The sequence below is a fragment of the Microbacterium sp. genome (assembly GCF_031180975.1).
Taxonomy (GTDB): Bacteria; Actinomycetota; Actinomycetes; order Actinomycetales; family Microbacteriaceae; genus Microbacterium.
The window spans coordinates 313042-336461 of record NZ_JAPSLI010000002.1 but is presented as its reverse complement, the minus strand read 5'-3'; the positions used below and the strand labels follow the sequence as shown (position 1 = coordinate 336461).

General features: G+C 69.7%; 20 protein-coding genes and 1 tRNA gene. 6 read left to right on the top strand and 15 right to left on the bottom strand.

Translation table 11 applies throughout. The annotated features are described in order from the left end of the window. Position 1: 1 nt before the first annotated feature. On the bottom strand, positions 2-1084 hold the full coding sequence (locus RIF65_RS04605; RefSeq protein WP_309064216.1) for a DNA polymerase IV: 1083 nt from the start codon (positions 1082-1084) through the stop codon (positions 2-4). A gap of 59 nt (positions 1085-1143) precedes the next feature. On the opposite strand from RIF65_RS04605, the gene RIF65_RS04600 reads away from it, so the two are divergent. The 4 genes from RIF65_RS04600 to RIF65_RS04585 are packed head-to-tail and all read left to right on the top strand — an operon-like array spanning position 1144 to position 3913. Then, positions 1144-1689, top strand: coding sequence for a GNAT family N-acetyltransferase (locus RIF65_RS04600; RefSeq protein WP_309064217.1), 546 nt, complete (start codon positions 1144-1146; stop codon positions 1687-1689). A 28-nt stretch (positions 1690-1717) separates the two neighbouring features. Further along, a complete protein-coding gene (locus tag RIF65_RS04595; RefSeq protein ID WP_309064218.1) occupies positions 1718-2113 on the top strand; it encodes a VOC family protein in 396 nt (131 codons plus the stop codon). Positions 2114-2171: 58 nt separating this feature from the next. Beyond that, positions 2172-3497: an MFS transporter gene (locus RIF65_RS04590; protein WP_309064219.1), complete on the top strand. Its 1326-nt coding sequence runs from the start codon at positions 2172-2174 to the stop codon at positions 3495-3497. Then, complete coding sequence (locus tag RIF65_RS04585) at positions 3494-3913, top strand: GNAT family N-acetyltransferase (RefSeq protein ID WP_309064220.1); 420 nt, start codon at positions 3494-3496, stop codon at positions 3911-3913. Before RIF65_RS04590 ends, RIF65_RS04585 begins: the two co-directional genes overlap by 4 nt. 10 nt (positions 3914-3923) lie before the next feature. Here RIF65_RS04585 and RIF65_RS04580 read toward each other — a convergent pair whose 3' ends face one another. From RIF65_RS04580 to polA, 6 genes are read right to left on the bottom strand one after another with little or no spacing between them, the layout of a single operon-like run. Next, entirely contained in the window at positions 3924-4652 is a 729-nt protein-coding gene (locus RIF65_RS04580; protein ID WP_375142125.1) for a formylglycine-generating enzyme family protein, read from the bottom strand. Between the two features lie 17 nt (positions 4653-4669). Then, positions 4670-5338, bottom strand: a complete 669-nt coding sequence (gene yczE / locus RIF65_RS04575; protein ID WP_309064221.1) for a membrane protein YczE — start codon at positions 5336-5338, stop codon at positions 4670-4672. Next, positions 5314-6069, bottom strand: coding sequence for an SGNH/GDSL hydrolase family protein (locus RIF65_RS04570; protein WP_309064222.1), 756 nt, complete (start codon positions 6067-6069; stop codon positions 5314-5316). The genes yczE and RIF65_RS04570 overlap by 25 nt, the downstream gene beginning before the upstream one ends. A gap of 24 nt (positions 6070-6093) precedes the next feature. Next, positions 6094-7128 (bottom strand): LLM class flavin-dependent oxidoreductase, encoded by a 1035-nt coding sequence (locus RIF65_RS04565; RefSeq protein ID WP_309064223.1) that lies wholly within the window; start codon positions 7126-7128, stop codon positions 6094-6096. A gap of 54 nt (positions 7129-7182) precedes the next feature. Continuing rightward, entirely contained in the window at positions 7183-8859 is a 1677-nt protein-coding gene (locus RIF65_RS04560) for a DUF885 domain-containing protein (protein ID WP_309064224.1), read from the bottom strand. 48 nt (positions 8860-8907) lie between these two features. Continuing rightward, entirely contained in the window at positions 8908-11541 is a 2634-nt protein-coding gene (gene polA / locus RIF65_RS04555) for a DNA polymerase I (RefSeq protein ID WP_309064225.1), read from the bottom strand. 111 nt (positions 11542-11652) lie between these two features. Here polA and RIF65_RS04550 point away from each other — a divergent pair, with 111 nt between their 5' ends. Beyond that, complete coding sequence (locus tag RIF65_RS04550; protein WP_309064493.1) at positions 11653-12000, top strand: hotdog fold thioesterase; 348 nt, start codon at positions 11653-11655, stop codon at positions 11998-12000. A 2-nt stretch (positions 12001-12002) separates the two neighbouring features. Here the strand turns inward: RIF65_RS04550 and RIF65_RS04545 are convergent, their stop codons facing one another. Both RIF65_RS04545 and RIF65_RS04540 read right to left on the bottom strand, forming a co-directional pair. Beyond that, positions 12003-12539: a GNAT family N-acetyltransferase gene (locus RIF65_RS04545; RefSeq protein WP_309064226.1), complete on the bottom strand. Its 537-nt coding sequence runs from the start codon at positions 12537-12539 to the stop codon at positions 12003-12005. Then, entirely contained in the window at positions 12536-13156 is a 621-nt protein-coding gene (locus tag RIF65_RS04540) for an ANTAR domain-containing response regulator (protein WP_309064227.1), read from the bottom strand. Before RIF65_RS04540 ends, RIF65_RS04545 begins: the two co-directional genes overlap by 4 nt. Before the next feature lie 99 nt (positions 13157-13255). Between RIF65_RS04540 and RIF65_RS04535 the strand changes: the two genes are divergently transcribed. Further along, positions 13256-13338, top strand: a tRNA-Leu gene (locus RIF65_RS04535). Positions 13339-13470: 132 nt separating this feature from the next. On the opposite strand, the gene RIF65_RS04530 is transcribed toward RIF65_RS04535, so the two are convergent. The 6 genes from RIF65_RS04530 to gltB all read right to left on the bottom strand — a co-directional run bounded on the left by RIF65_RS04530 (position 13471) and on the right by gltB (position 23391). Next, on the bottom strand, positions 13471-14319 hold the full coding sequence (locus tag RIF65_RS04530; RefSeq protein WP_309064228.1) for a transposase: 849 nt from the start codon (positions 14317-14319) through the stop codon (positions 13471-13473). 16 nt (positions 14320-14335) lie between these two features. Continuing rightward, entirely contained in the window at positions 14336-15001 is a 666-nt protein-coding gene (locus RIF65_RS04525; protein ID WP_309064229.1) for an esterase/lipase family protein, read from the bottom strand. Next, a complete protein-coding gene (locus tag RIF65_RS04520; RefSeq protein ID WP_309064230.1) occupies positions 14998-15693 on the bottom strand; it encodes an alpha/beta fold hydrolase in 696 nt (231 codons plus the stop codon). Before RIF65_RS04520 ends, RIF65_RS04525 begins: the two co-directional genes overlap by 4 nt. Before the next feature lie 159 nt (positions 15694-15852). After that, positions 15853-17301: a pyruvate kinase gene (pyk, locus tag RIF65_RS04515; protein ID WP_309064231.1), complete on the bottom strand. Its 1449-nt coding sequence runs from the start codon at positions 17299-17301 to the stop codon at positions 15853-15855. 56 nt (positions 17302-17357) lie between these two features. Then, positions 17358-18824 (bottom strand): glutamate synthase subunit beta, encoded by a 1467-nt coding sequence (locus RIF65_RS04510; RefSeq protein ID WP_309064232.1) that lies wholly within the window; start codon positions 18822-18824, stop codon positions 17358-17360. Further along, entirely contained in the window at positions 18817-23391 is a 4575-nt protein-coding gene (gltB, locus tag RIF65_RS04505) for a glutamate synthase large subunit (RefSeq protein WP_309064233.1), read from the bottom strand. Before gltB ends, RIF65_RS04510 begins: the two co-directional genes overlap by 8 nt. Positions 23392-23420: the final 29 nt, after the last annotated feature.

Sequence of the window (23420 nt, the reverse complement as noted above, 5' to 3'; positions counted from 1 at the left end):
GTCAGATCCTCCCGCGCACCGGCGTGCGCTCCACGGCGTCGCCGCCGTCCGGCATCGTCATCTCCGCCCGAACGCCGAGCAGGCGCACCTCCCGCTGTGTGTCGAGTCCGCTCGCCAATTCGACCGCCGCCGCGACGAAATCGTGCCGGTCCGTCGTGGGCGCTGAGAGCTTGCGTCCGATGGTCTTCGTGTCGAACGGCGCGTACCTGACCTTGAGATGCACGCGCACCACGGGCCTCCCCTCGGCGACGCAGTCGTCGAACGCCTGTGCCGCCAGCGTCCGCACCGCCTCCTCGACCTCAGCCGCGTTCGTCAGGTTCTGCTGGAACGTCGTCTCCCTGCTGTGGCTGCGGGCCACCCACGGCGAATCGTCGACGACCGCGGGACCCCGTCCGTGGCCGAGATCGTGATACCAGACGCCCATCTTCGGCCCGAACTCGGCCACCAGCTCCCCCGGGTCGGCGTCCGCGAGCTGCCGCACTGTGCGGATGCCGTGCTCGGCGAGCCGCTTCTCGATCCGCGACCCGATCCCCCACAGCTCGCGCGTGCCCCGCTCCCCCATCACCTCGAACCAGTTCTGCTCCGTCAGCCGGAACGTGCCCCGCGGCTTGCCGAACTCGGTTGCGATCTTCGCGCGCACCTTGTTGTCGCCGATGCCGACCGAGCAGTGCAGCGACGTCGCGTCGAGCACCGCACGCTGCGCGGCGCGCGCCACGCCCTCCGGATCGTCCGTGGTGACGCCGAGGAAACACTCGTCCCAGCCGATCACCTCCAGCACCACCCTCGGGAGCGCGCGCAAGGTGCGCATCACCGCGCCGGATGCCGTTTCGTACGCCTCGTGGTCGACGGGCAGGAACACCGCGTCGGGCGGCGCCTTGCGGGCGGCGATCTTCAACGGCATCCCGGAGCCGATCCCGAACGCCCTCGCCTCGTATGACGCCGTCGACACCACCGCACGCTCGGTCGGGTCCCCGTGCCCGCCGACGATCACGGGGCGGCCGGCGAGCTCCGGACGGCGCAGCACCTCGACCGCCGCGATGAACTGGTCCATGTCGACGTGCAGCACCCACGCGGTCGGTTCCATGACACGAGTGTGCCGGGCGGCGGCACGGATGTCACCCGCACGCACACTATCCTGCCGAGGTGGGCACAGTGCGGACGGCGGCATGGGACGGCAGCACGGCCGAGCTGGATGCCGTCGCGGAGCTGTACGCGCGGGTCTTCGCCGAACCGCCCTACCACGAGGACCCCGACGAAAGCCGGCGCTCGATCTCCGAGCGGATCCGCCGCTACGCAGACACCAAGGCGGCGTTCCGCCTGATCCTCGCCTGGGACGGAAACGACCTCGCGGGGTTCGTGCTCGGCATGGGCATCTCCGACGGCGACTGGTGGCGCGACCGCATCGCCGGCCTGGTCGCCGACGATGTGCGGCGCACATGGCTGCGGGACGAGTGCTTCTGCGTCGCCGAACTCGCGGTCGCGCCGGCGCATCGCCGCAGTGGGGTCGCAACCGCACTGTTGACGGCAGTCCTCGACGGCGTGCCGTACAAGACGGCCGTGCTCGGATGTCAAGCGGCGGCGCTCCCCGCGCGCCGGTTCTACGCGCGCGAGGGGTGGCAGGAGGTCGCCACCGGACTGCGGATCGGCGACTCCCCCGAGCAGTGCGTTCTCGCCAAGACGATAGGGTGAGCGGACCCCGGCGAATGGAGACTCCGACATGGCCGCTCCGACCCTGTACGCGTGGTTCCCCGGAAACGCGCGGGAGGCGCTCACCTTCTACCGTGACGTGTTCGGCGGCGACCTCGATCTGCACACCTTCGAGGAGTTCGGGCGCAGCGACGGTCCGGCGGACGCCATCGCGCACGGGACCCTGAGCGGCCCGGTCCGGTTGTACGGCACGGACGCGGTCGGCGATCAGCCCTCCGTCTCGCTGACCGGCGTCAGCATCGCGCTGCTCGGAACCGCGGATGGCGCCACGCTGACCCGGTGGTTCGAAGGCCTCTCCGAGGGGGCGGACATCCTCGACCCGTTGCAGAAGCGGCCGTGGGGAGCCACCGACGGACAGCTCGTCGACCGGCACGGCATCCGCTGGCTGATCGGCTTCGAGGACTGACACGGATGCCGGGTCGGCGGTCACCGATCCGGCGGTGCGTCGGTACTAGCGTGGAGGGGTGACCTCAACGCCTCTCGTCCGCTCCGAACCCGGGTGGCGCGCGTGGCTCGTCTGGTCGGTCGCCGTCGCCGCGTACGTGCTGGCGATCGCGAACCGCACCTCGCTGAGTGCGGTGGGCGTGGACGCGGCCGAGCGATTTCACGCCGACGCCGCCACGCTGTCGCTGTTCGCCGTGGTGCAGCTCGCCGTCTACGGCGGCATGCAGATCCCCATCGGCATCCTGCTCGACCGGCACGGGTCACGGCCGATCATGGCGATCGGGATGATTCTCATGGCCGTCGGCCAGCTGGTGATGGCCCTCTCCCCCAGCGTGGGTGTCGCCATCGTCGCCCGAGTACTGCTCGGCGCCGGCGACGCGGCCGTGTTCCCTGCGGCGCTGCGACTGGTCGCCACCTGGTTCCCGGCGCAGCGCGCCCCCGTCATGGTGCAGTTCACCGGCATCATCGGGCAGACCGGGCAACTCGTCGCCCTCATCCCGGTCGCCGCCCTGCTGCACGCCACGACGTGGACCGTCACGTTCAGCAGCATCGCCGGTCTCGGCATCCTGTTCGCGATCCTGGTCTGGCTGCTCGTGCGCAACCGCCCCGCCGAGCAGGCGATGGACGTGTCGGTGAACACCGAAACGGGTGTCGTGCGCGTAGTCACATCGGCCATCGACACCGGGGTCGGCATCCGCGCCGCCTGGGCGCACCCCGGCACGCGGCTCGCGTTCTGGTCGCACTTCGCGACGCCGTTCGCGGGCACCACCTTCGTCCTGCTGTGGGGCATGCCGTTCCTCACCGCCGGTGAGGGGCTGTCCACCGCCGGGGCCGCGGGGCTGCTGTCGGTGTTCGTCGTCGCCGGCATGCTCTTCGGGCCGGTGCTCGGTGAACTGTCCCGGCGCATCCCCACCCGCCGTTCGCTCGGGCTGGTGCTGCCCACCGTCGCGGTGCAGATGGTCGCCTGGCTGCTGGTCATCGCCTGGCCGGGGCCGGCGCCGTTCTGGTTGCTCATGGTGCTCGTCATCGCGCTCTCCGCCGGCGGACCGGCATCCATGATCGCGTTCGACCAGGCCCGCACGCACAATCCCGCCCACCGGCTGAGCACGGCCACGGGCGTCACCAACGCGGGCGGCTTCCTCGCCGCGCTCGTGGCCATCTTCCTCATCGGCCTCACCCTCGATCTGCAGGGCGCGGGAACCCCCGAGACGTACTCGCTCGAGGCGTTCCGGCTCGCCTTCCTCACGCAGGTGCCGCTGTGGCTGCTCGGCTCGGTGTTCATCGTGGTCGAACGCAAGCGCACCCGCATTCGCATGGGCCTCGACCCGGAACGGAGACGCCGATGACCACCGGTTACGAGTTCATCAACGGCGCAGACCTCATCGATCGCGCGCGCGTGCACGCCTGGCTCAGCGAACAGGCGTACTGGGCGAAGGGGCGCACGCGGGAGAAGCAGGATGCCGCGATCGACGGTTCACGCAATTACGGCATCCGTGATCGGGCGACCGGCGAGCAGGTCGCGTACGCACGCGTCGTGACCGACGGTGCCACCTTCGCGTGGCTGTGCGACGTGTTCGTCGCCCCGGCCGTTCGCGGCGCGGGCGTCGGGAAGATGCTCGTCGAGGGCGTCATCGCCGACCTGGAGCCGCTCGGGCTGCGACGGATGCTGCTGGCGACCGCCGACGCCCACGGGCTGTACGAGCGCTACGGGTTCACCCGGCCGGACGCCGGCGTCGACTACCTCGTCAAGACGATGTCCTGACCTCGCAGCGTCAGCCCCGTGGCGTCCAGCCGAGCGGGCGCGACCCGCCGCGTCTGCCGCGTTCGACATCGGCGCGCTCCGACCAGCCCTGCGCGGCGCCCCTGGTCTCGAACCCGCCACGAGCGAGCCGCATGCCGACGTCGTCGTGATGCATCCTGGGTGCCCCGCCGCGTCGCACACCGGCGCGCACGCTCCACGCGTCGTCGGCGAAGCCGCCGCCCCGGAAGACGCGATAGTCGTCGTAGCGGCCCGGGTCCAGGAGGTCCCAGCACCACTCCCACACGTTGCCGAGCGTGTCGAAGAGCCCGTTCAGGTTCGGCAGCTTCCCGCCGACGTCCTGAGGCGAGCCGACACCGTCGAGCGCTGTCCACGCGGCGTCGGCGAGCGGGGCGTAGTGCGGGCCGGTCGATCCTGCGCGGCACGCGAACTCCCACTCCGGCTCCGTCGGCAGCCGGTAACCGTCGCTGTCGACGTGCCAGGTGACGTCCTCGCCGTCGAATGTGTATGCCGGGTCCAGACCCTCCCACTCCGACGCGGCGTTGCAGAACCGCACGGCTCTCAGCCAGCTGAGGTCGCGCGCCGGCCGGCGCGGGTGGCGGGAGGGCACCCCGAGCACCTCGGCGAACTGCTCCTCGGTGACGGCGAGAACGCCGATCTCGAACGGCTCCAGCTCGATGGTGCGGTGCTCAGTCCGGCGGGCGTCGTGCAGCGTGACAGCGCCGCCGGCGATCGCCCGCATCTCCCAGAGGTCCACGATCAGCCTCGCGTCGCGAATCCGTCGCCGATCGGAGCAGCCGCCTTGCCAGGGAGGGGCACGACGAACAACCGCATGAAGAACTGGCACATCGGTCCCACGAGCAGCGCGAACGCGACCGTGCCCACGCCGACGTTTCCGCCGAGCACCCACCCGATGGCGACGATGGTCACCTCGATGGCCGTGCGCACCACCCAGATCGCCAGACCGGTGCGCCGGTGCAGCCCGGTCATCAGCCCGTCGCGCGGGCCGGGGCCGAAATGTGCGCCGATGTACAGGCCGGTGGCGGCGGCCAGCGCCGTGAGCCCGATGGCGAAGAAGGCGATGCGCACCCATAGCGGCTGATCCTCCGGAATGAGGAACAGCCCGACATCCGCGGACGGCCCGACGCCCAGCGCGTTCACCACCGTGCCGATTCCCGGCTTCTGCCGCAGCGGGATCCACAGCAACAGCACCAGGACGCCGATCAGAGTGGTGATCACGCCGAAGCTCAACGGCACGTGGTTGGCGATCCCCTGCGCGAGCACGTCCCACGGCGCGGCGCCGATCATGCCGCGGACCATGAACGAGATCCCGATCCCGTACAGGAAAACCCCGACCAGGAGTTGCACGATGCGGCGGGGCATGCGCCTGCCGCGCCAGCGGTTCACTGCGGAGACCTCTCCACCCACGCCGGATGCTTGGCGGCGCGGCCGTCACCGGATGAGGTCCTCGTCAATCGGCGTCGTACCCACGGCGCCACGTGCGCTCGGTAGTACGCCAGACCCGCAGGGTCGAGTTCAGGATGCTCTGCCGGCGACCACCACTCCTCGGGCGGCTCGAATCCGAGGGCGTGCAGCACCCGCGCTGCGACGCGATGATGCCCGTTGGCGTTCATGTGCAGCCGGTCCTCCGACCAGTACTGCGGCTGCGACAGCTCCCGGTCCGGCCAGTTGAGGGCACGGATCACGTCCGGCCGGTCGGCGATGCGGCGCAACACGGCGGCGGAGAGCTGGTCGCCGCGACGCTGGATCATCCGGCCCATCGGCAGCTGCCCGCTCGGGTTCGCCCCGGACAGCAGGATCAGTCGCACACCCTCCTCGTCGCACCGCCGCAGCACGCGGCTGAAGGCGTCGGCGATGTGCTCGATGTCGGCGTTGGGGCGCAGCATGTCGTTGCCCCCGCCGTTGAAAGACAGGTGCGTGGGCTTGAGGGCGAGCGCGGGTTCGAGCTGCTCCTGCACGATCGGCCACGCCAGGCGTCCGCGAATGGCGAGGTTGGCGTACTGGATCGGCTCGCCGATGGCATCCGCCCAGCCCTGCGCCGCGATGTCGGCCCAGCCCCGCACCCGGCCGTCGGCGAGCTCGTCGCCGACGCCTTCCGTGAAGGAGTCGCCGATCGCTACGAAACGCACTGCCGCCATGCTCTCAGCCTATTCCCGCGCCGGTCAGCGCTCGGCGTCGAGCAACCGCTGAACCCTCGGGATGACCTCCGTGCCGTACAGCTCGATGCTGCGCATCATCGCGTCGTGCGACAGCGTCCCCGTGGCGTACTTCAGATCGAAGCGCCCGAGCCCGAGCGTCCTCACCGTGTCGGCGATCTTCCCCGCCACACGGTCGGGTGAGCCGATGTACAACGCGCCGGCCGGGCCGACGTCGTTCTGGAAGCGCGCCCGGCTGTACGGCGGCCAGCCGCGTTCGCGACCGATGGTGTTGTTCATCGTCGCGAAGCCCTCGTATGCGGCATCCCACGCCTCATCGTCGGTGTCGGCGACGTGCCCCGGCGAGTGCACCGCCACGGGGTGCGCGGTGGTGCCGAAGCCCGCCACCGAACGGTGATACAGCTCGACGAACGGGGCGAAGCTGGCGGCCGGGCCGCCGATGATCGCGAGCATGAGCCCGAGGCCGTGACGGGCCACCCGCACCACCGACTCCGGGCTGCCGCCGACGCCGACCCAGGTGCGCAGGCCGCCCTCGGTCTTGGGGAAGACGTCGGCGTCGGTCAGCGGGGCGCGCATGGTTCCCGACCAGCTCACCGGCTTCTCGGTGAGCAGCTTCACGAACAGGTCGAGCTTCTCCTCGAACAGCGCCTCGTAATCGCGCAGGTCGTAGCCGAACAGCGGGAACGACTCGATGAACGACCCTCGACCCAGCACCACCTCGGCTCGCCCGTTCGAGAGCGCGTCGAGCGTGGCGAACCGCTCGTAGACACGCACGGGATCGTCGGACGACAGCACGGTCACCGCGGTGCCGAGCCGGATGCGCTCGGTGCGCGACGCGATCGCCGCGAGCACCATCTCAGGCGCAGACACCGCGAACTCGGCCCGGTGGTGCTCCCCCACCCCGAAGAAGTCGACTCCCACGCGATCGGCGAGCTCCGCCTGCGCCACGACGTTGCGGATGGTCTGTGCCGCGGTCAGCAGCTCTCCGTCCGCTCCGCGGGTGATGTCTCCGAAGGTGTCCAGCCCGAACTCGATGCCCATGTCACGCCTTTCCATTCAGACGGATGAACACGCACCGAGTCCGGGCCATTCCCGTCAGCCGCGGAGGAAGACGCCGCGCAGCGTGTCGAGCCCGACGCCTCCGATGTCGAGCGCGCGCTTGTGGAACTCCTTGAACGAGAACGTGTCGCCCTGCTCCTGCCGGACGGCGTCGCGCACCTGCTCCCAGATCCGCTGGCCCACCTTGTAGGACGGCGCCTGACCCGGCCAGCCGAGATAGCGGTTCACCTCGAAACGGCGGAACTCGTCGGGCATGTTCACGTTGCGGCGCATCATCTCCAGTGCGTAGTCGTGATCCCACACGCCGTCGCCATCCAGGCGCGGCTTGCCGAGGTGCACACCGATGTCGAGCACGACACGCAACGCGCGCATGCGCTGGCCGTCGAGCATGCCGAGACGATCTGCCGGGTCGTCCAGGTAGCCGAGTTGTTCCATGAGCCGTTCGGCGTACAGGGCCCAGCCCTCGGCGTGTCCGGACGTGCCCGCGAGCAGGCGGCGCCAGGTGTTCAGCTCCGCACGGTTGTAGGTGGCCTGCGCGATCTGCAGGTGGTGACCGGGGACGCCCTCGTGGTACACGGTCGTCAGTTCACGCCAGGTGTCGAACTCGGTCACGCCCTCCGGGACCGACCACCACATCCGGCCGGGACGGGAGAAGTCGTCGGTGGGGCCGGTGTAGTAGATCCCGCCCTCCTGGGTGGGGGCGATCATGCATTCGAGCTCGCGGATCTGCCCGGGAATGTCGAAGTGCGACGCACCGAGCTCGGCGATCGCCCGGTCACTGGTCTCCTGCATCCAGCGCTGCAGCGCGTCGGTGCCGTGCAGCTTGCGTGAGGGGTCCGACTCGAGGTGGGCGACGGCCTCCTCGACCGTGGCACCCGCCAGGATCTCGTTCGCGATCGCCTCCTGCTCGGCGACCATGCGGGCGAGTTCCTCGCGGCCCCACTCGTACGTCTCGTCGAGATCGATGGTGGCGCCCAGGAACCGGCGCGAGTTCAGGGCGTACAGGTCGCGCCCCACGGCATCCTGCTCGGATGCCGCCGGCGCGAGCTCGGAGGTGAGGAACGCGCGGAGCTCGTCGTAGGCGAGTCGGGCGGCGCCGGCGCGGTCGGCGAGGTCGCGGGCGAGGGATGCCGGAAGCTGACCGTCCTCGGGGCCGGCGTCGGCGACGAAGGCGGCGAAGAATCCGTCGTCGGCGCTGTACCGCTCGATCTGGGTCGCCACCTCGAGCACCTGACGGCGGGCAGGGACGACGCCGTGACGGATGCCGGCGTGCAGCGTCTCGGTGTACCCCCTGAGGGCTCCGGGCAGCGCGCCGAGCCGTTCCGCGATCACCGCCCAGTCGTCGACCTCACCGGTGGGCATGAGATCGAACGCCTGACGGAACTCCTGCGGTGCGGAGGCGATGACGTTGAGATCGCGCAGATGCCACTGCGCGTCGTGCAGCTCGAGCTGCAGCCGCAGCTCGCTGGACAGATCGGCCTTGGTGACCTCGTCGACGGCGTCGGCGGGCTCCAGACCCTCGAGGGCGGCGAGCGTGTCGCGAGCGGCCTGCACGGCCCTCTCATGACCTTCGGGGCTGAGGTCGTCGAGCCGGCCGTTGGCCTCATTGCGGCCGATGTACGTGGCCAGCACGGGCGACAGCTCGACGAGCGTGTCGACCCACTTCTCGGCGACGCCGTCGATCGCGGTGGGGGTGCGGGGTTCAGCAGTCATGGCTGCGAGCCTATCCTGCAGGCCGCCCGCCGTCGTCGGCGCGGACGATCAGTGAGCGGCCTCGTTCCAGTCGTGCCCCCGGCCCACCTGGACGTCGAGCGGCACCGAGAGATCGGCTGCGCCGGCCATCTGCGTGCGCACCACGGAGTCGACGACGTCCCACTCCCCCGGCGCGACCTCCACCACGAGCTCGTCATGGATCTGCAGCAGCACCCGTGAGCCGAGACCGCGCTCCAGCAACTCGTCGTGGATGCGGAACAGCGCGATCTTCATGATGTCGGCGGCGCTGCCCTGGATGGGGGCGTTCAATGCGGCGCGCTCGGCGTTCTCACGGAGCACGCGGTTCGGGCTGGACAGGTCGGGGAACGGCCGGCGGCGCCCGTAGATCGTCTCGGTGTAGCCGACCTCCTTCGCCGCCATCACGGATGAGCGCAGGTAGTCGCGCACGGCGCCGAAGCGGGCGAAGTACTCCAGCATCAGCTGCTTTGCCTCGGACTGTTCGATGCGCAGCTGCTTGGACAGCCCGAACGCGCTCAGCCCGTACACGAGGCCGTACGACATCGCCTTCACCTTGGTGCGCATCGCCGGGGTGACGTCCTCGGGGTCGACGCCGAACACGCGCGCGCCCACGAAGCGGTGCAGGTCCTCCCCCGAGTTGAACGCCTCGATCAGCCCGGCGTCGCCGGACAGGTGCGCCATGATCCGCATCTCGATCTGCGAATAGTCGGCGGTGAGGAGCGTCTCGTATCCCTCGCCGACCTGGAACGCACTGCGGATCCGGCGGGATTCGGCGGTGCGGACCGGGATGTTCTGCAGGTTCGGGTCGGTGCTGGAGAGGCGGCCGGTCTGGCTGCCGGTCTGCACGTACGTCGTGTGGATGCGGCCGTCGTCGCGGATGCCGACGTCGAGCGATTCGATGATCTGGCGGAGCTTGGTCGCCTCGCGATGCTGCGAGAGCTGTTCCAGGAACGGATGCGGCACGCTCTCCTGCAGGTCGGCGAGCGACGCGGCATCCGTCGAGTACCCGGTCTTCGTCTTGCGCGTCTTCGGCAGCTGGAGCTCCTCGAACAGGACCTCCTGCAGCTGCTTCGGCGAGCCGAGGTTCACCTCGTGGCCGATCGTGGCGTACGCCTGCTGCGCGATGGCGTCGGCCCGCTCTGCCAGCTCGGCGGAGAACTCCGACAGCACCTGGTGCGAGACCGCCACCCCCGCGAGCTCCATGTCGGCCAGGGTGAGCAGGGTGGGCAGCTCGATGTCGGTGAGCACGGTCACGACGCCGTCCGGCATCGCCGCGCGCAGCGCCTCTGAGGTGCGGAGGGTGAACCAGGCCTCCTGCGACGGCGTGGCGCCCTCGTTCTCGGGCACGAGCTGGCTCGGGTCCGCCTCGGGGAGCTTCTCACCCAGGTACCGCTCCACCAGGTTGGCGAGCGTCTTGTCGGGGAAGCTGGGGCGCATCAGCCACCCGCCCAGCAGCGTGTCGTCGGCGAGCCCGCCGAGCCGGATGCCCAGGCGCAGCAGCGCCTTCACCTGCGACTTCGCGGCGTGCATCACCTTCGGCTTGTCGGATTCCAGCCATTCGCGGAGGGCCTCCGCGGCGGCATCCGACCAGTCCGTCTCGTGCAGTTCGGTCGCGTTCGCGACGCCGAAGCGGATGCCGCGGCCGGCGTTCACGACCAGGTTGACGCCCAGCGGGCCGGGCTGCGCCATCGCCCACGCCGCGATCGCGCTGGGGTCGGACTGCAACGGTTCCGGCATCTCCACGGCATCCGCCTGGTCGCCGCCGTCGTCCTCGGCTCCGGCGGCCTCGAACACGCGCGGCAGCAGGGTGCGGAACTCGAGGCGCGCGAAGATGTCGCGCACGGCCTGCGCGTCGATCGGGGCGACCGGGATGTCGGCAGGCCCCACCGGCAGCTCGACGTCGCGCAGCAGACGGTTCAGCCGTCGATTGCGTCGGACGTCCTCGATGTGTTCGCGCAGGTTGCCGCCGACCACGCCCTTGATCTCATCGGCGCGCTCCAGCAGCGCGTCCAGGCTGCCGAACTGGTTTAGCCACTTCACCGCGGTCTTCTCGCCGACCTTCGGCACGCCCGGCAGGTTGTCGCTGGTCTCGCCGACCAGCGCGGCGATGTCGGGGTACTGCTCGGGGCGCACCCCGTACCGCTCCTGCACGGTGGTGGGGTCGTAGCGTTTGAGCTGCGACACTCCCTGCACGGAGGGGTAGAGCAGCGTGATGTCGTCGTTCACGAGCTGGATCGTGTCGCGGTCGCCCGAGACGACGAGCACGTCGAATCCCTGGTCGGCACCCTGAGTGGCGAGGGTGGCGAGGATGTCGTCGGCCTCCACGCCCTCCTTCGTGAGCACCGGGACGGACATCGCGGCGAGACAGTCCTGCAGCAGCGGGATCTGTCCGCGGAACTCCTGCGGCGTCTCGGAACGAGTCGCCTTGTACTCGGCGTACTCCTCGGTGCGGAACGAGTGACGGGACGTGTCGAAGGCGACGGCGAGATGGGTGGGCTTCTCGGCCTTGATGAGGTTCACGAACATCGACAGGAAGCCGTAGATGGCGTTCGTGTGCTGGTTGTCCCTGGTGGTGAAGTTGTCGACCGGAAGGGCGAAGAACGCCCGGTACGCGAGCGAGTGGCCGTCGACGACCATGAGGGTAGGCTTTGCGGAGTCCGTCACTCTGCAAGCCTAACGATGACGGCAGACACTCGCTGAGGAGGATGCGTGAGCGCGGTTTCGTCCGGTCTGGAATGGGCTGAGAAGGTCGGCAAGGGGGCTCTCGCGGAGCGGATGGGGATGGAGATCCTCGAACTGTCGGTCGATCGCGCAGTGGGGCGGATGCCGGTGGAGGGCAACACCCAGCCGTTCGGCCTGATGCACGGCGGGGCCTACGTCGTGCTGGGCGAGTCGCTCGGGTCGATGGCCGCGAGTCTGCATGCGGGGCCGGGGCGCATGGCGGTCGGCATCGACGTGAACGCGACGCACACGCGCGCCGCCACGAGCGGGATGGTGACCGGGGTCTGCACGCCGATCCACCTCGGGCGCAGCATGACCGTGCACGAGATCGTCGTCACCGACGATCAGGATCGGCGGTGCTCGACCATTCGCATCACGAACCTGATCCGGGACGTCGGCTGACGTCAGTCGTCCGTGAGGATCCGCTGGAACAGCAGATGGTCCTGCCAGCGCCCCGCGATGCGGAGGTACTGCGGCGCGAGCCCGATGCGCTCGAACCGGTTCGCTTCGTGGACGCGCTGTGACGCGACGTTGTGCACCAGAGTGCTCGCTTGCACCCGGTGCAGTGCGAGTTCTGACGAGCAGAGATCCAGCGCGACCGCCACAGCCCGGGTCATCACGCCGCGACCGGTCAGCCGTGCGTCGATCCAATAGCCCAGATTGCCGCTGAGGAACGCACCGCGCACCACGTCGGTGATGTTCACGCGCCCGACGATTCGTTCGCCCTTGGTGAGCACCAGCCGCAGGGCACGGCCTTCGGCGCGTTCACGCAATGCGACGCGGATGTGCTCGGCCTGCGCGGCCGACGTGTAGAAGTCCGCAGAGCGCTCCGGCTCCCACGCAGCGAGGTGGTCGCGGTTGGCGGTGTACGCGGCGGCGAGGCGCGCGGCATCCCCCTCCTGGACAGGGCGGAGCCGGACCCCGTCGCCCAGCAGGGTCACTGCTTCTTGGGCGCCAACTGCTCGATGATCGCCTTGGCGACGTCCTGCATGGTCAGGCGGCGGTCCATGGACGCCTTCTGGATCCAGCGGAACGCCTCGGGCTCGGACAGGCCCATCTTCTCGTTCAGCAGGCCCTTGGCGCGATCGACCAGCTTGCGCGTCTCGAAGCGCTCGACCATGTCGGCGACCTCGGCCTCGAGCGTGATGATCTGCTCGTGGCGGGCCAGGGCGATCTCGATCGCCGGGAGCAGGTCGTTCGGAGTGAACGGCTTCACCACGTAGGCCAGGGCGCCGGCCTCGCTGGCGCGCTCGACGAGTTCCTTCTGGCTGAACGCGGTGAGCAGCACGACAGGGGCGATGTTCGCCTTGTGCAGCTTCTCCGCGGCGCTGATGCCGTCGAGCTGCGGCATCTTGACGTCCATGACGACCAGGTCGGGTCGCAGTTCGGTGGCCAGCTGGACGGCGGTCTCACCGTCGCCCGCTTCGCCGACGACGTCGTATCCGTTGTCGCGCAGGATCTCGACGATGTCGAGGCGGATCAGCGATTCATCCTCGGCGACGACGACGCGTCGGGGTGCGGATGCCGTGGGCTGCTCAGGCTGCTCTTGCTCGGTCACGCATCCATCCTAGTGGAGAGGCCGCACGTGCCGCCTTCAGCGTGTGCGCGCGGCCCGGCGGCGTCCGCCTGCGCTACAGTCGAAGACGCACGAGCACGGGCCGGCGTGGCGGAATGGCAGACGCGGAGCACTCAAAATGCTTTGTCCGAAAGGGCGTGTGGGTTCGAGTCCCACCGCCGGCACATGCGCGAAGGGATCGCCCGCAGGGCGGTCCCTTCGCGCATATCCAGTGGAGTTCGCTCATGGGATCCGAAGTCCGGTGGGAAGGCTTCTGGAGCAGACTTTCGCTCCCATGGGGCCGGAAGGACGCGGGATCAGCGCCCGCCTAGCGCGCGCTTCGCCTCGTCCAGCGCACTCCGCGCCCGGGTGACCTCGTCCTCGGAGGTCGCGCGGCGCTTCTCGGCATCCTTCCGCTCGGCGTCGAGTCGCGTGGCCTCCGCCTGCACGCGCTCCAACTGCGCACGCAGGTCCTTCTCGCGCTCGGCGACGGACTGTTCCCGTTCGATGAGGATGCGGATGCGGCGCTCAAGGTCCGTCCGGTCGCGCTCGGCGCGCTCCAGCTCCTCCTCGGCGGCCCGCACGGCGCGCTCCGCCTGCTTGCGCTCCCGCCGGGCGCTCACTTCATCTGAGGGCGCCTGTGCGGTGGGCGGCGTCACGTCGAGACTGCCGGCGACGGCATCCGTGAGGTCGGCGGTGCCCTCCCCGGATGTCTGCAGCGGCCTGATGAGCCGGCCTGAGGTGACGGCCGCCGCGGCGGCGGGGTCGAACATGGCTGCGTTCAACGTCTGCTCCACCGCCTCGACGGTCGCGGCGGTGATCCGCTCGCCCCGCTCTGCGGCGAGCTCGGCGGCCCGCTTCGCGAGGCTGCGCACCAGCGCACGCCGCTCACGGTTGAGCCGGCTCATCGTCGCGGCGTCCAGATCCGCCTGCGCCTCCCGCAGCTCAGCGGCGAGCTCGAGCGCCTGGCCGAGCTGCGCGGCGTCCTCGCGCGCGAACAGATTCACCACCCAGGCGGCCAACAGCGGCTTGCGCAATGCCTTCACCTGCGCCGCCAGCGGACCATCCAGGTCACGCGCTCTGGCGTTGCGGGCGGATGTGAAGTCGCCTGGCGGCCGTGCGTACAGCTCCGCCGCGATCGCGTCGAACCCGTCAGCGGATGTCATGCCCTCATCCTGCCCGTCACTCCGCAAGAGCGGCGAGTTCCGCCATCACGCGCGGATGCGCGAGAACGCGGAAGTGTCCGCCGGTGTCCAGTTGCACGTTCTTCGCCCCGGGCAGTTCGCTTCCCTCGGGGATGTGCGGGTCGAACCGTCCGTAGATCGACACGATGCGCGCGTTCACGTCGCGCTGCGCAGCCAGCTCCACGATCCCCGGGTCGCGGGGTGAGAACGCCCGCAGCGCCCGCACGGGCATCACCACGGCGTAGCGCGAACCGCCGAATGGGGTGGCGACCGCCAGCATCCCCCGCACCCGCGCGCCCGCCCGCCCGAGCATGACCAGCTTCCCCGACAGGCCGCCCTTGCTGTGCGCCACGATGACGGCATCCTCGATCCCCGCCCGCTCGAGGAACGCGGTGACCTTCTCGGCCATCTCGGCAACAGGGCGCCGGTTGCGCTCCAGTTCCGTCAGCACGTGCACCGGGTGACCTCTTTCGTGCAGCCGCGTCACCATCGGCTGCATGAACTTCCACGTCTCGTACACGCCGGGCAGCACAACGATGGGTGCGCGCGTGCCCGACGTGAAGGTCGCCGGATCGGTGCGGTTGAACGCGGCCCTGGTCTGCCACAGCGCGGCGTACGCGTAGTCGCGCACCCACCAGCCGGCCTTCCGCAGCAGCTGGTTCATCGCTCCCCCGCCGTGGTCGGCGACGGCATGCCGACATGCGTGAGGATCGCCGCGGCCACGGCGGCCGGCGCCGAGTGCTGGGCGTTGTGCACCCGACCGGGGATCTCGGTGAGGGAACCAGTCCGCGCGGCATCCCGCAGGCGCTCGCACCACTCGCGTCCGGCGATGGGGTCCCGAGCTCCGCGCACGATCACGAGCGGCATCCGCAGGTCGGCGACGCGCCGCTCGATCGGATAGCCGAGCATGTGCCGCAGCTGCGTGAGGTACCACCGGGGCCCGCAGCGCAGGTAATCCGTGAACACGAGGGCGTTCGCGCCGGGCGGCTCGCCGAGGGTGTCGACGAAGAGAGCGCGCGACTGTCCGAACAGGGTCCGGTGCCGGGCGTCGGCCACCGGGCCGATCACGACGACGGCCCTGGTGAGCTCCGGGCGCTGGGCGCCCAGCTCCACGACCCACTGCGTGCCCATCGATTGGCCCACCAGCACGGCGTCACGGACGCCTTCGACGTCGAGGACGCGACCGATCGCCGCGGCCATCGCCGGAACGTCGAGGTCCGTGCCGGGCTTGGGCAGCCCGCCGAAACCGGGAAGATCGACCGCCAGGGTGCGCACCCGCGTCGCGAGCACGTCCTGCAGACGTGACAGGTACCGGTGCGACATGCCGATGCCGTGCACCAGCACGAAAAGGGGCATCTCCGAGGCGCTCGCGGGGCCCGTACGGAGGGTACGGAAAGCCAGGCGCCCGTCGTCGAGCCGATGCTCGCGCCTCACCGTGCCCGCTGTCATGCCCAGAACGCTACCCGAGCGCGGACGACGGAGGGCGAGGCCTTGCGGCCCCGCCCTCCGATGTGCTCAGATGCCGGACTTGTAGACCGGCGCCGCCCCGCCGACGGCATCCCCGACCTTGTGGACGCGGATGTCGTTCGTGGAGCCGATGATCCCGGGAGGGGAACCGGAGATCACGACGACCTTGTCCCCTTCCTTCGCCAGACCCTCGCCGAGCAGGTACTCGTCCACCTGGTGGTACATCAGGTCGGTGTGCTGCACCATCTCGACGAGGTTCGAGCGGATGCCCCAGGTCAGCGCCATACGGCGGCGGATGCCCGGCTCCGGGGTGAACGCGATCATCGGGATGCGCGAGCGCAGCCGCGACAGGCGGCGGGCGGAGTCACCGGACTGCGTGAACACGCACAGGAACTTCGCCTCGACGAACTCCGCCACCTCGAGCGCGGCGAGGGTGATCGCACCGCCCTGCGTGCGCGGCTTCGTGGTCAGCGGCAGGATGCGCTCCAGGCCGTGCTCCTCGGTGGACTCGATGATGCGCGCCATCGTCTCCACGACCCCGACCGGGTACTCCCCGACGCTGGTCTCGCCGGAGAGCATGACGGCGTCGGCGCCGTCGAGCACCGCGTTGGCGACGTCCGAGGTCTCCGCGCGGGTCGGCACCGGGCTGTTGATCATCGACTCCAGCATCTGGGTGGCGACGATCACCGGCTTCGCGTTGCGGCGAGCGAGCTCGACCGCGCGCTTCTGCACGATCGGCACGGCCTCCAGCGGCAGCTCCACGCCCAGGTCGCCACGGGCGACCATGATGCCGTCGAACGCGTCGACGATCTCCTCGAGGGCGTCGACCGCCTGCGGCTTCTCGACCTTGGCGATGACGGGGATGCGCACCCCCTCCTCCGCCATGATCTCGTGGACCCGTTCGACGTCCTTCGCGTTGCGGACGAAGGACAGTGCGATGATGTCGGCGCCGGTGCGCAGACCCCAACGCAGGTCGTCCTCGTCCTTCTCACTCAGCGCCGGCACGTTCACGGCCACGCCGGGCAGGTTGATGCCCTTGTTGTTCGACACCGCACCGGCGACGATCACGCGCGTGGTCACGACGGTGCCGTCGGTCTCGAGCACCTCGACGCGGACCTTGCCGTCGTCGATCAGGAGGAAGTCGCCGGGCTTGACGTCCTGGGGCAGGCCCTTGAACGTGGTGCCGGAGATCTCCTTGTTGCCGACGATGTCCTCGGTGGTGATCTTGAAGATGTCACCCTCGGCGAGCTCGTACGGCCCGCCCTCGAACTTGCCCAGGCGGATCTTCGGACCCTGCAGGTCGACGAGCACGGCGACAGCCCGCCCGGAGTCCTCGGCCGCCCTGCGCACGTTGGCGTAGTTGGCCTCATGGACGGAGTAGTCGCCGTGGCTGAGATTCAGCCGGGCGACGTCCACACCCGCATCGATCAGAGCCCGGACCTTGTCATAGGTCGAGGTGGCAGGACCGAGTGTGGCGACGATTTTCGCACGTCTCAACAGCTTCTCCAGGGTGAGAGGGGGATAACGGTGGTGGCGACGCTGCCGCGCTCAGCCTACGCGGGCTGGACGCTGAGCGCGACATCGGTGGGCCGCACCGGCGCGGGCAGCACAGTGGCGCCCATCAGATGCCGGTCGACGGCGGCCGCTGCCGCACGCCCTTCCGCGATCGCCCAGACGATCAGCGATTGGCCGCGCCCCGCGTCACCGGCGACGAACACGCCGGGCACAGTGGTGTGGTAGTCGCCGTCGCGCTGGATCACTCCACGGCTGGTCACCTCGGGGCGCGACTCGCCGTGGAAGCCATCGGTCTCCGGACCGGTGAAGCCCATCGCGATGAGGACGAGATCCGCCGGGATCTCACGCTCCGTCCCGCTCTTGGGTACACGCCGCCCGTCGACGAACTCCGTCTCGGCGACCCGAAGCGCCCGCACCTCGCCGGACGCGTTCCCGAGGAACTCCACCGTCGACGCGAGGTAGACCCGCTCGCCACCCTCCTCGTGCGCAGACTGCACCTCGAACAGGTTCGGCATGGTCGGCCAGGGCTGGTGCTCGGGCCTCGTCTCGCCGGGCTGGCGCCCGATCGCGAGGTTCGTCACGCTCAAGGCGCCCTGCCGGTGCGCGGTGCCGATGCAGTCGGCACCGGTGTCGCCGCCGCCGATCACGACGACGTGCTTTCCTGCCGCAGTGATCTGGTCGGTGACCGCGTCACCGGCGACCACCCGGTTGGACTCCACCAGGTACTCCATCGCGAAGTGCACCCCGTCGAGGTCACGACCGGGGATCGCGAGATCGCGCGGAACGGTCGATCCGGTGGCGATGAGCACCGCGTCGTAGCGGCTGCGCAGCTCGTCCCAGCTGATGTCCTTGCCGATCTCCACACCGGCGCGGAAGCGGGTTCCCTCGTCCTGCATCTGGCGCAGGCGCGCGTCGAGGTGACTCTTCTCCATCTTGAAATCAGGGATGCCGTACCGCAGCAGCCCGCCGATGCGGTCGTCGCGCTCGAACACCGCGACGGTATGGCCGGCGCGGGTCAGCTGCTGCGCGGCGGCGAGACCTGCCGGCCCGGATCCGACCACGGCGACGGTCTTGCCGCTGAGGCGCTGCGGGGGCTGAGGGGCCACCCACCCGCGGGCGAACGCCTCGTCGATGATGGACACCTCGATCTGCTTGATCGTGACGGCGGGCTGGTTGATCCCGAGCACGCAGGCGCTCTCGCACGGCGCAGGGCACAGCCGCCCGGTGAACTCCGGGAAGTTGTTCGTGGCGTGCAGCCGCTCGATCGCGGCGCGGCCCTCGTCGCGCCAGGTGAGGTCGTTCCACTCCGGGATCAGGTTGCCCAGCGGGCAGCCGGAGTGGCAGAACGGCACGCCGCAGTCCATGCAGCGGCTGGCCTGCCGGCGCAGCACTGCCTTGTCACCCGGTTCATAGACCTCTTTCCAGTCCATGATGCGGACGGGCACGGGACGGCGAGCGGGCAGCTCGCGCTCCGTCACCTTCAGGAAGCCTTTGGGATCAGCCACCGGTCACCTCCAGGATCCGGTTCCAGATGACGTCGCCGTCGGGGTCGATGCCCTCCGCGGCCGCCTCCTGGCGCATGGACTGCACGGCCGCGAAGTCGCGGGGCAGCACCTTGGTGAATTCGGACTGGACGGTCTCGAACCGGTCCAGAATGTCGGATGCCAGCGGCGATGCGGTCCGCTCGACGTGCTCGACGAGCAGGCTGCGCAACACCTCCAGGTCCGCGCGATCGAGCGGCTCGAGACGCAGCTCACCGGACGCCAGCGCCTCGGCGTTCACGCGTTCGGTGCGCAGTCTGCGGACGTACGCGATGCCGCCCGACATGCCGGCGCCGAAGTTGCGCCCGGTCTCGCCCAAGATCGCCGCCAGGCCGCCGGTCATGTACTCCAGGGCGTGGTCGCCGACGCCTTCGACGACCGCCGTCGCGCCGGAATTGCGCACCAGGAAGCGCTCGCCCACGACGCCCGAGATGAACATCGTGCCGCTGGTGGCGCCGTAGCCGATGACGTTGCCGGCGATGACGTTCTCGTGCGGGGCGAACCCGGCGTCTCGTGCCGTGCGGATGGTGATGTCACCACCCGACAGGCCCTTGCCGACGTAGTCGTTCGCGTCGCCCTCGAGCCGCAGGATGATCCCCGGCGGCAGGAATGCACCCAGCGACTGACCGGCGGTCCCGTGCAGCGTCACGTCGATGGTCTCCGGTGCGAGACCGGCGGCGCCATAGCGCGAGGTGACGTGATGGCCGAGCATGGTGCCGACGGCGCGCTCGGTGTTGCGGATCGGCAGCTCGATGACCACCGGCTCACGGTTCTCGAGCGCGTCCACCGCGAGGTCGAGCAGTGCGGTGTCGAAGTGCTTCTCCAGCTCGTGATCCTGTTCACGGCCGCTGCGGCGGGGTTCACCCGCCGGGAAGATCGGCCCCTCCAGGATCGGCGACAGGTCGAGTCCGTCGGCCTTCCAGTGCCGGATCGCGGCGTCGGTGCGCAGCAGATCGACGCGGCCGATCACCTCGTCCAGCGAGCGGAAGCCGAGCTCGGCGAGCAGCTCGCGCACCTCCTGGGCGATGAACTCCATGAAGTTCACCACGAACTCCGGCTTGCCGGTGAAGCGCTCCCGAAGCAGCGGGTTCTGGGTGGCGACGCCGACCGGGCAGGTGTCCAGGTGGCACACCCGCATCATGATGCAGCCGCTGACCACCAGCGGAGCGGTCGCGAAGCCGAACTCCTCCGCACCCAGAAGAGCGCCGATGATGACGTCGCGCCCGGTCTTCAGCTGGCCGTCGACCTGCACGACCACGCGGTCGCGCATGCCGTTCAGCATGAGCGTCTGCTGAGTCTCGGCGAGCCCCAGCTCCCACGGCGTGCCGGCGTGCTTGAGCGAGTTCAGCGGGCTCGCACCTGTGCCGCCGTCGTGGCCGGACACCAGCACCACGTCGCTGAGCGCCTTGGCGACACCGGCGGCGACCGCTCCGATGCCGGACTGGCTGACCAGCTTGGTGTGGATGCGGGCCTTCGGGTTGGCACGCTTCAGATCGAAGATCAGCTGCTTGAGGTCTTCGATCGAGTAGATGTCGTGGTGCGGCGGCGGGGAGATGAGGCCGACGCCGGGCGTCGCGTGACGGGTGCGCGCCACCCACGGGTACACCTTCTGTGGGGGCAGCTGTCCGCCCTCGCCCGGCTTGGCACCCTGGGCCAGCTTGATCTGCAGATCATCCGCCTCGGTCAGGTACTGGCTGGTCACGCCGAACCGGCCGGACGCGACCTGCTTGATCGCGCTGCGACGCTCCGGGTCGACCAGACGGTCCGGGTCCTCGCCGCCTTCGCCGGTGTTCGACTTGCCGCCGATCCGGTTCATGGCGATCGCGAGCGTCTCGTGAGCCTCCTGCGAGATCGAGCCGTAGCTCATGGCGCCGGTGGAGAACCGCTTGACGATCTCGGACACCGGCTCGACCTCGTCGATCGGCACCGGCGGCCGCTCCCCCGTCCGCAGCTCGAACAGACCGCGCAGCGTCTTCAGCTCCCGCGACTGGTCGTCCACGAGGCGGGTGTACTCGCGGAAGATGTCATAGCGCCGGGTGCGCGTGGAGTGCTGCAGCCGGAAGACCGTCTCCGGGTTGAACAGGTGCGGCGAGCCGTCACGGCGCCACTGGTACTCGCCGCCGGTCCACAGGCGTTCGTGAGCGCGTGCAGCCGAGTCCTCGGGGTAGGCGAAGTCGTGGCGGGCCTGGTTCTCGGCGAAGATGTCTTCGATGCCGATGCCGCCGAGCTTGGTCTCGGTGCCGGTGAAGTACGCGTCAACGAATTCCTGGCTCAGACCGATGGCCTCGAACACCTGCGCGCCGGCGTAGGACGAGACGGTCGAGATGCCCATCTTCGACATGATCTTGAGCACACCCTTGCCGAGGGCGTAGATCAGATTGCGCACCGCCTTCTCAGGGGTGATGCCGGTGATGAACCCGGTGCGGGCGAGGTGCTCGACGGTCTCCATCGCCAGGTACGGGTTCACGGCGGAGGCGCCGTACCCGATGAGGGTCGCCACGTGGTGGACCTCGCGCACGTCACCGGCCTCGACGATCAGACCGACCTTCATCCGGTTCTCGCGTCGGATCAGGTGGTGGTGCACCGCCGAGACCATGAGCAGCGACGGGATCGGGACGAGGTCCTTGTTCGAGTCGCGGTCGGACAGGATGAGGAACTCCGCGCCCTGCTCGATGGCGGCATCGGCCTCGGCGCACATCTCGGCGAGGCGTTCCTGCATCGTGTGGGGGCCGGCGTCGAAGTGGTACAGACCCTTGATGGTCGCGCTGGACCGGTCGGGCAGCGCCCTGTCGATGTGACGGATCTTGGCGAGCTCGTCGTTGTCGATCACCGGGAAGTCCAGTGTGACGGTGCGGGCGTGCTCGGGCGTCCATTCGAGCAGGTTGCGCTCCGGTCCCAGGCCGAGACGCAGGCTGGTGACGACCTCCTCGCGGATGGCGTCCAGGGGCGGGTTCGTCACCTGCGCGAACTGCTGCACGAAGTAGTCGAACAGCAGGCGAGGACGGTCGCTCAGCACCGCGATCGGGGTGTCGGATCCCATGGCGCCGAGCGGCTCGGTGCCATGCTGCCCCATCGGGGTGAGCAGGATGCGCACCTCTTCCTCGGTGTAGCCGAAGGTGCGCTGGCGGCGGGTGATCGACGCCGCCGGATGCACGATGTGCTCACGCTCCGGAAGGTCGGCGAGACGCACTGCTCCGGCATCCAGCCACTCCTGCCAGGGGTGCAGGGTGGCGAGCTCGCGCTTGATCTCCTCGTCCTCGACGATGCGCCGCTGCGCGGTGTCGACGACGAACATGCGGCCGGGACGCAGTCGGCCGCGGCGCTTGATGCGCTCGGGGGCGAACTCGAGGACACCCGTCTCGCTGCCGATGACGACGAGGCCGTCGGTGGTCTCGGTCCACCGGCCGGGACGCAGACCGTTGCGATCGAGGGTGGCGCCGACCAGGGTGCCGTCGGTGAAGATCAGCGCCGCAGGGCCGTCCCACGGCTCCATCTGGTTGGCGTGGAACTCGTAGAACGCGCGCAGGTCCGGGTCGATGTCGGCCTGCTTCTCCCACGCCTCGGGGACCATCATCATGATGGCGTGAGGCAGGCTGCGGCCGGTGAGGGTGAGCAGTTCGAGCACCTCGTCGAAGGACGCCGAGTCGCTCGCGCCGGGCGTGCAGATCGGCAGCAGCGGGCGCATGTCACCCAGCAGCTCCGACTCGAGCTGTGACTGTCGTGCGCGCATCCAGTTGCGGTTGCCGCCCACGGTGTTGATCTCGCCGTTGTGGGCGAGCATGCGCAGCGGCTGCGCCAGCGGCCACGACGGGAACGTGTTCGTCGAGTATCGGGAGTGCACGACGGCGAGCTCGGAGGCGAAGCGCTCGTCCTGAAGGTCGGGGTAGAACGGCTCCAGCTGCAGGGTGGTGACCATGCCCTTGTAGCCGAGCGTGCGGCACGACAGGGTGACGAAGTAGGCGTTCAGCTCGTGACCGGCGCGCTTGCGCAGCCGGTAGGCGATGCGATCCAGGGCGATGCCGGAGGCGGCGGGCTGCTCGGCGGTCGCGGGACGAGCCACGAACAGCTGCTCGAACGCGGGGCGTGCCTCGTCGGCGAGTTTCCCGAGGTGTTCGTTGGCGGTGGGGACGGCACGCCATCCCAGGACCGTGAGGCCTTCCTCCGCCGCGATGCGCTCGATGCCGGCTTTCTGCTCACGGCGTGCGCTCGAGTCGCGCGGAAGGAAGGCGAGCCCGGCGGCGTATTCGCCTGCGACGGGAAGATCGAAGTCGACGACCTCGCGGAGGAAGCCGTCCGGCATCTGCGTGAGGATGCCCGCACCGTCTCCGGTGCCGGCGTCCGAGCCGATCGCACCACGGTGCTCAAGGTTGCGCAGCGCCTGCAGCGCCAGCGCGATGATGTCGTGCCCTGGTTCCCCGCGGAGCGTCGCGACCATGGCCAGGCCGCAGGCGTCCTTCTCGTGGGCGGGGTTGTACAGCCCCTGCTTCGGGGGATAGGCGCCGGAGGCGCCGTAGGGAGGCTGGAAGTACACCAGATACCGTCCTCAGATTTCAGGTGAAC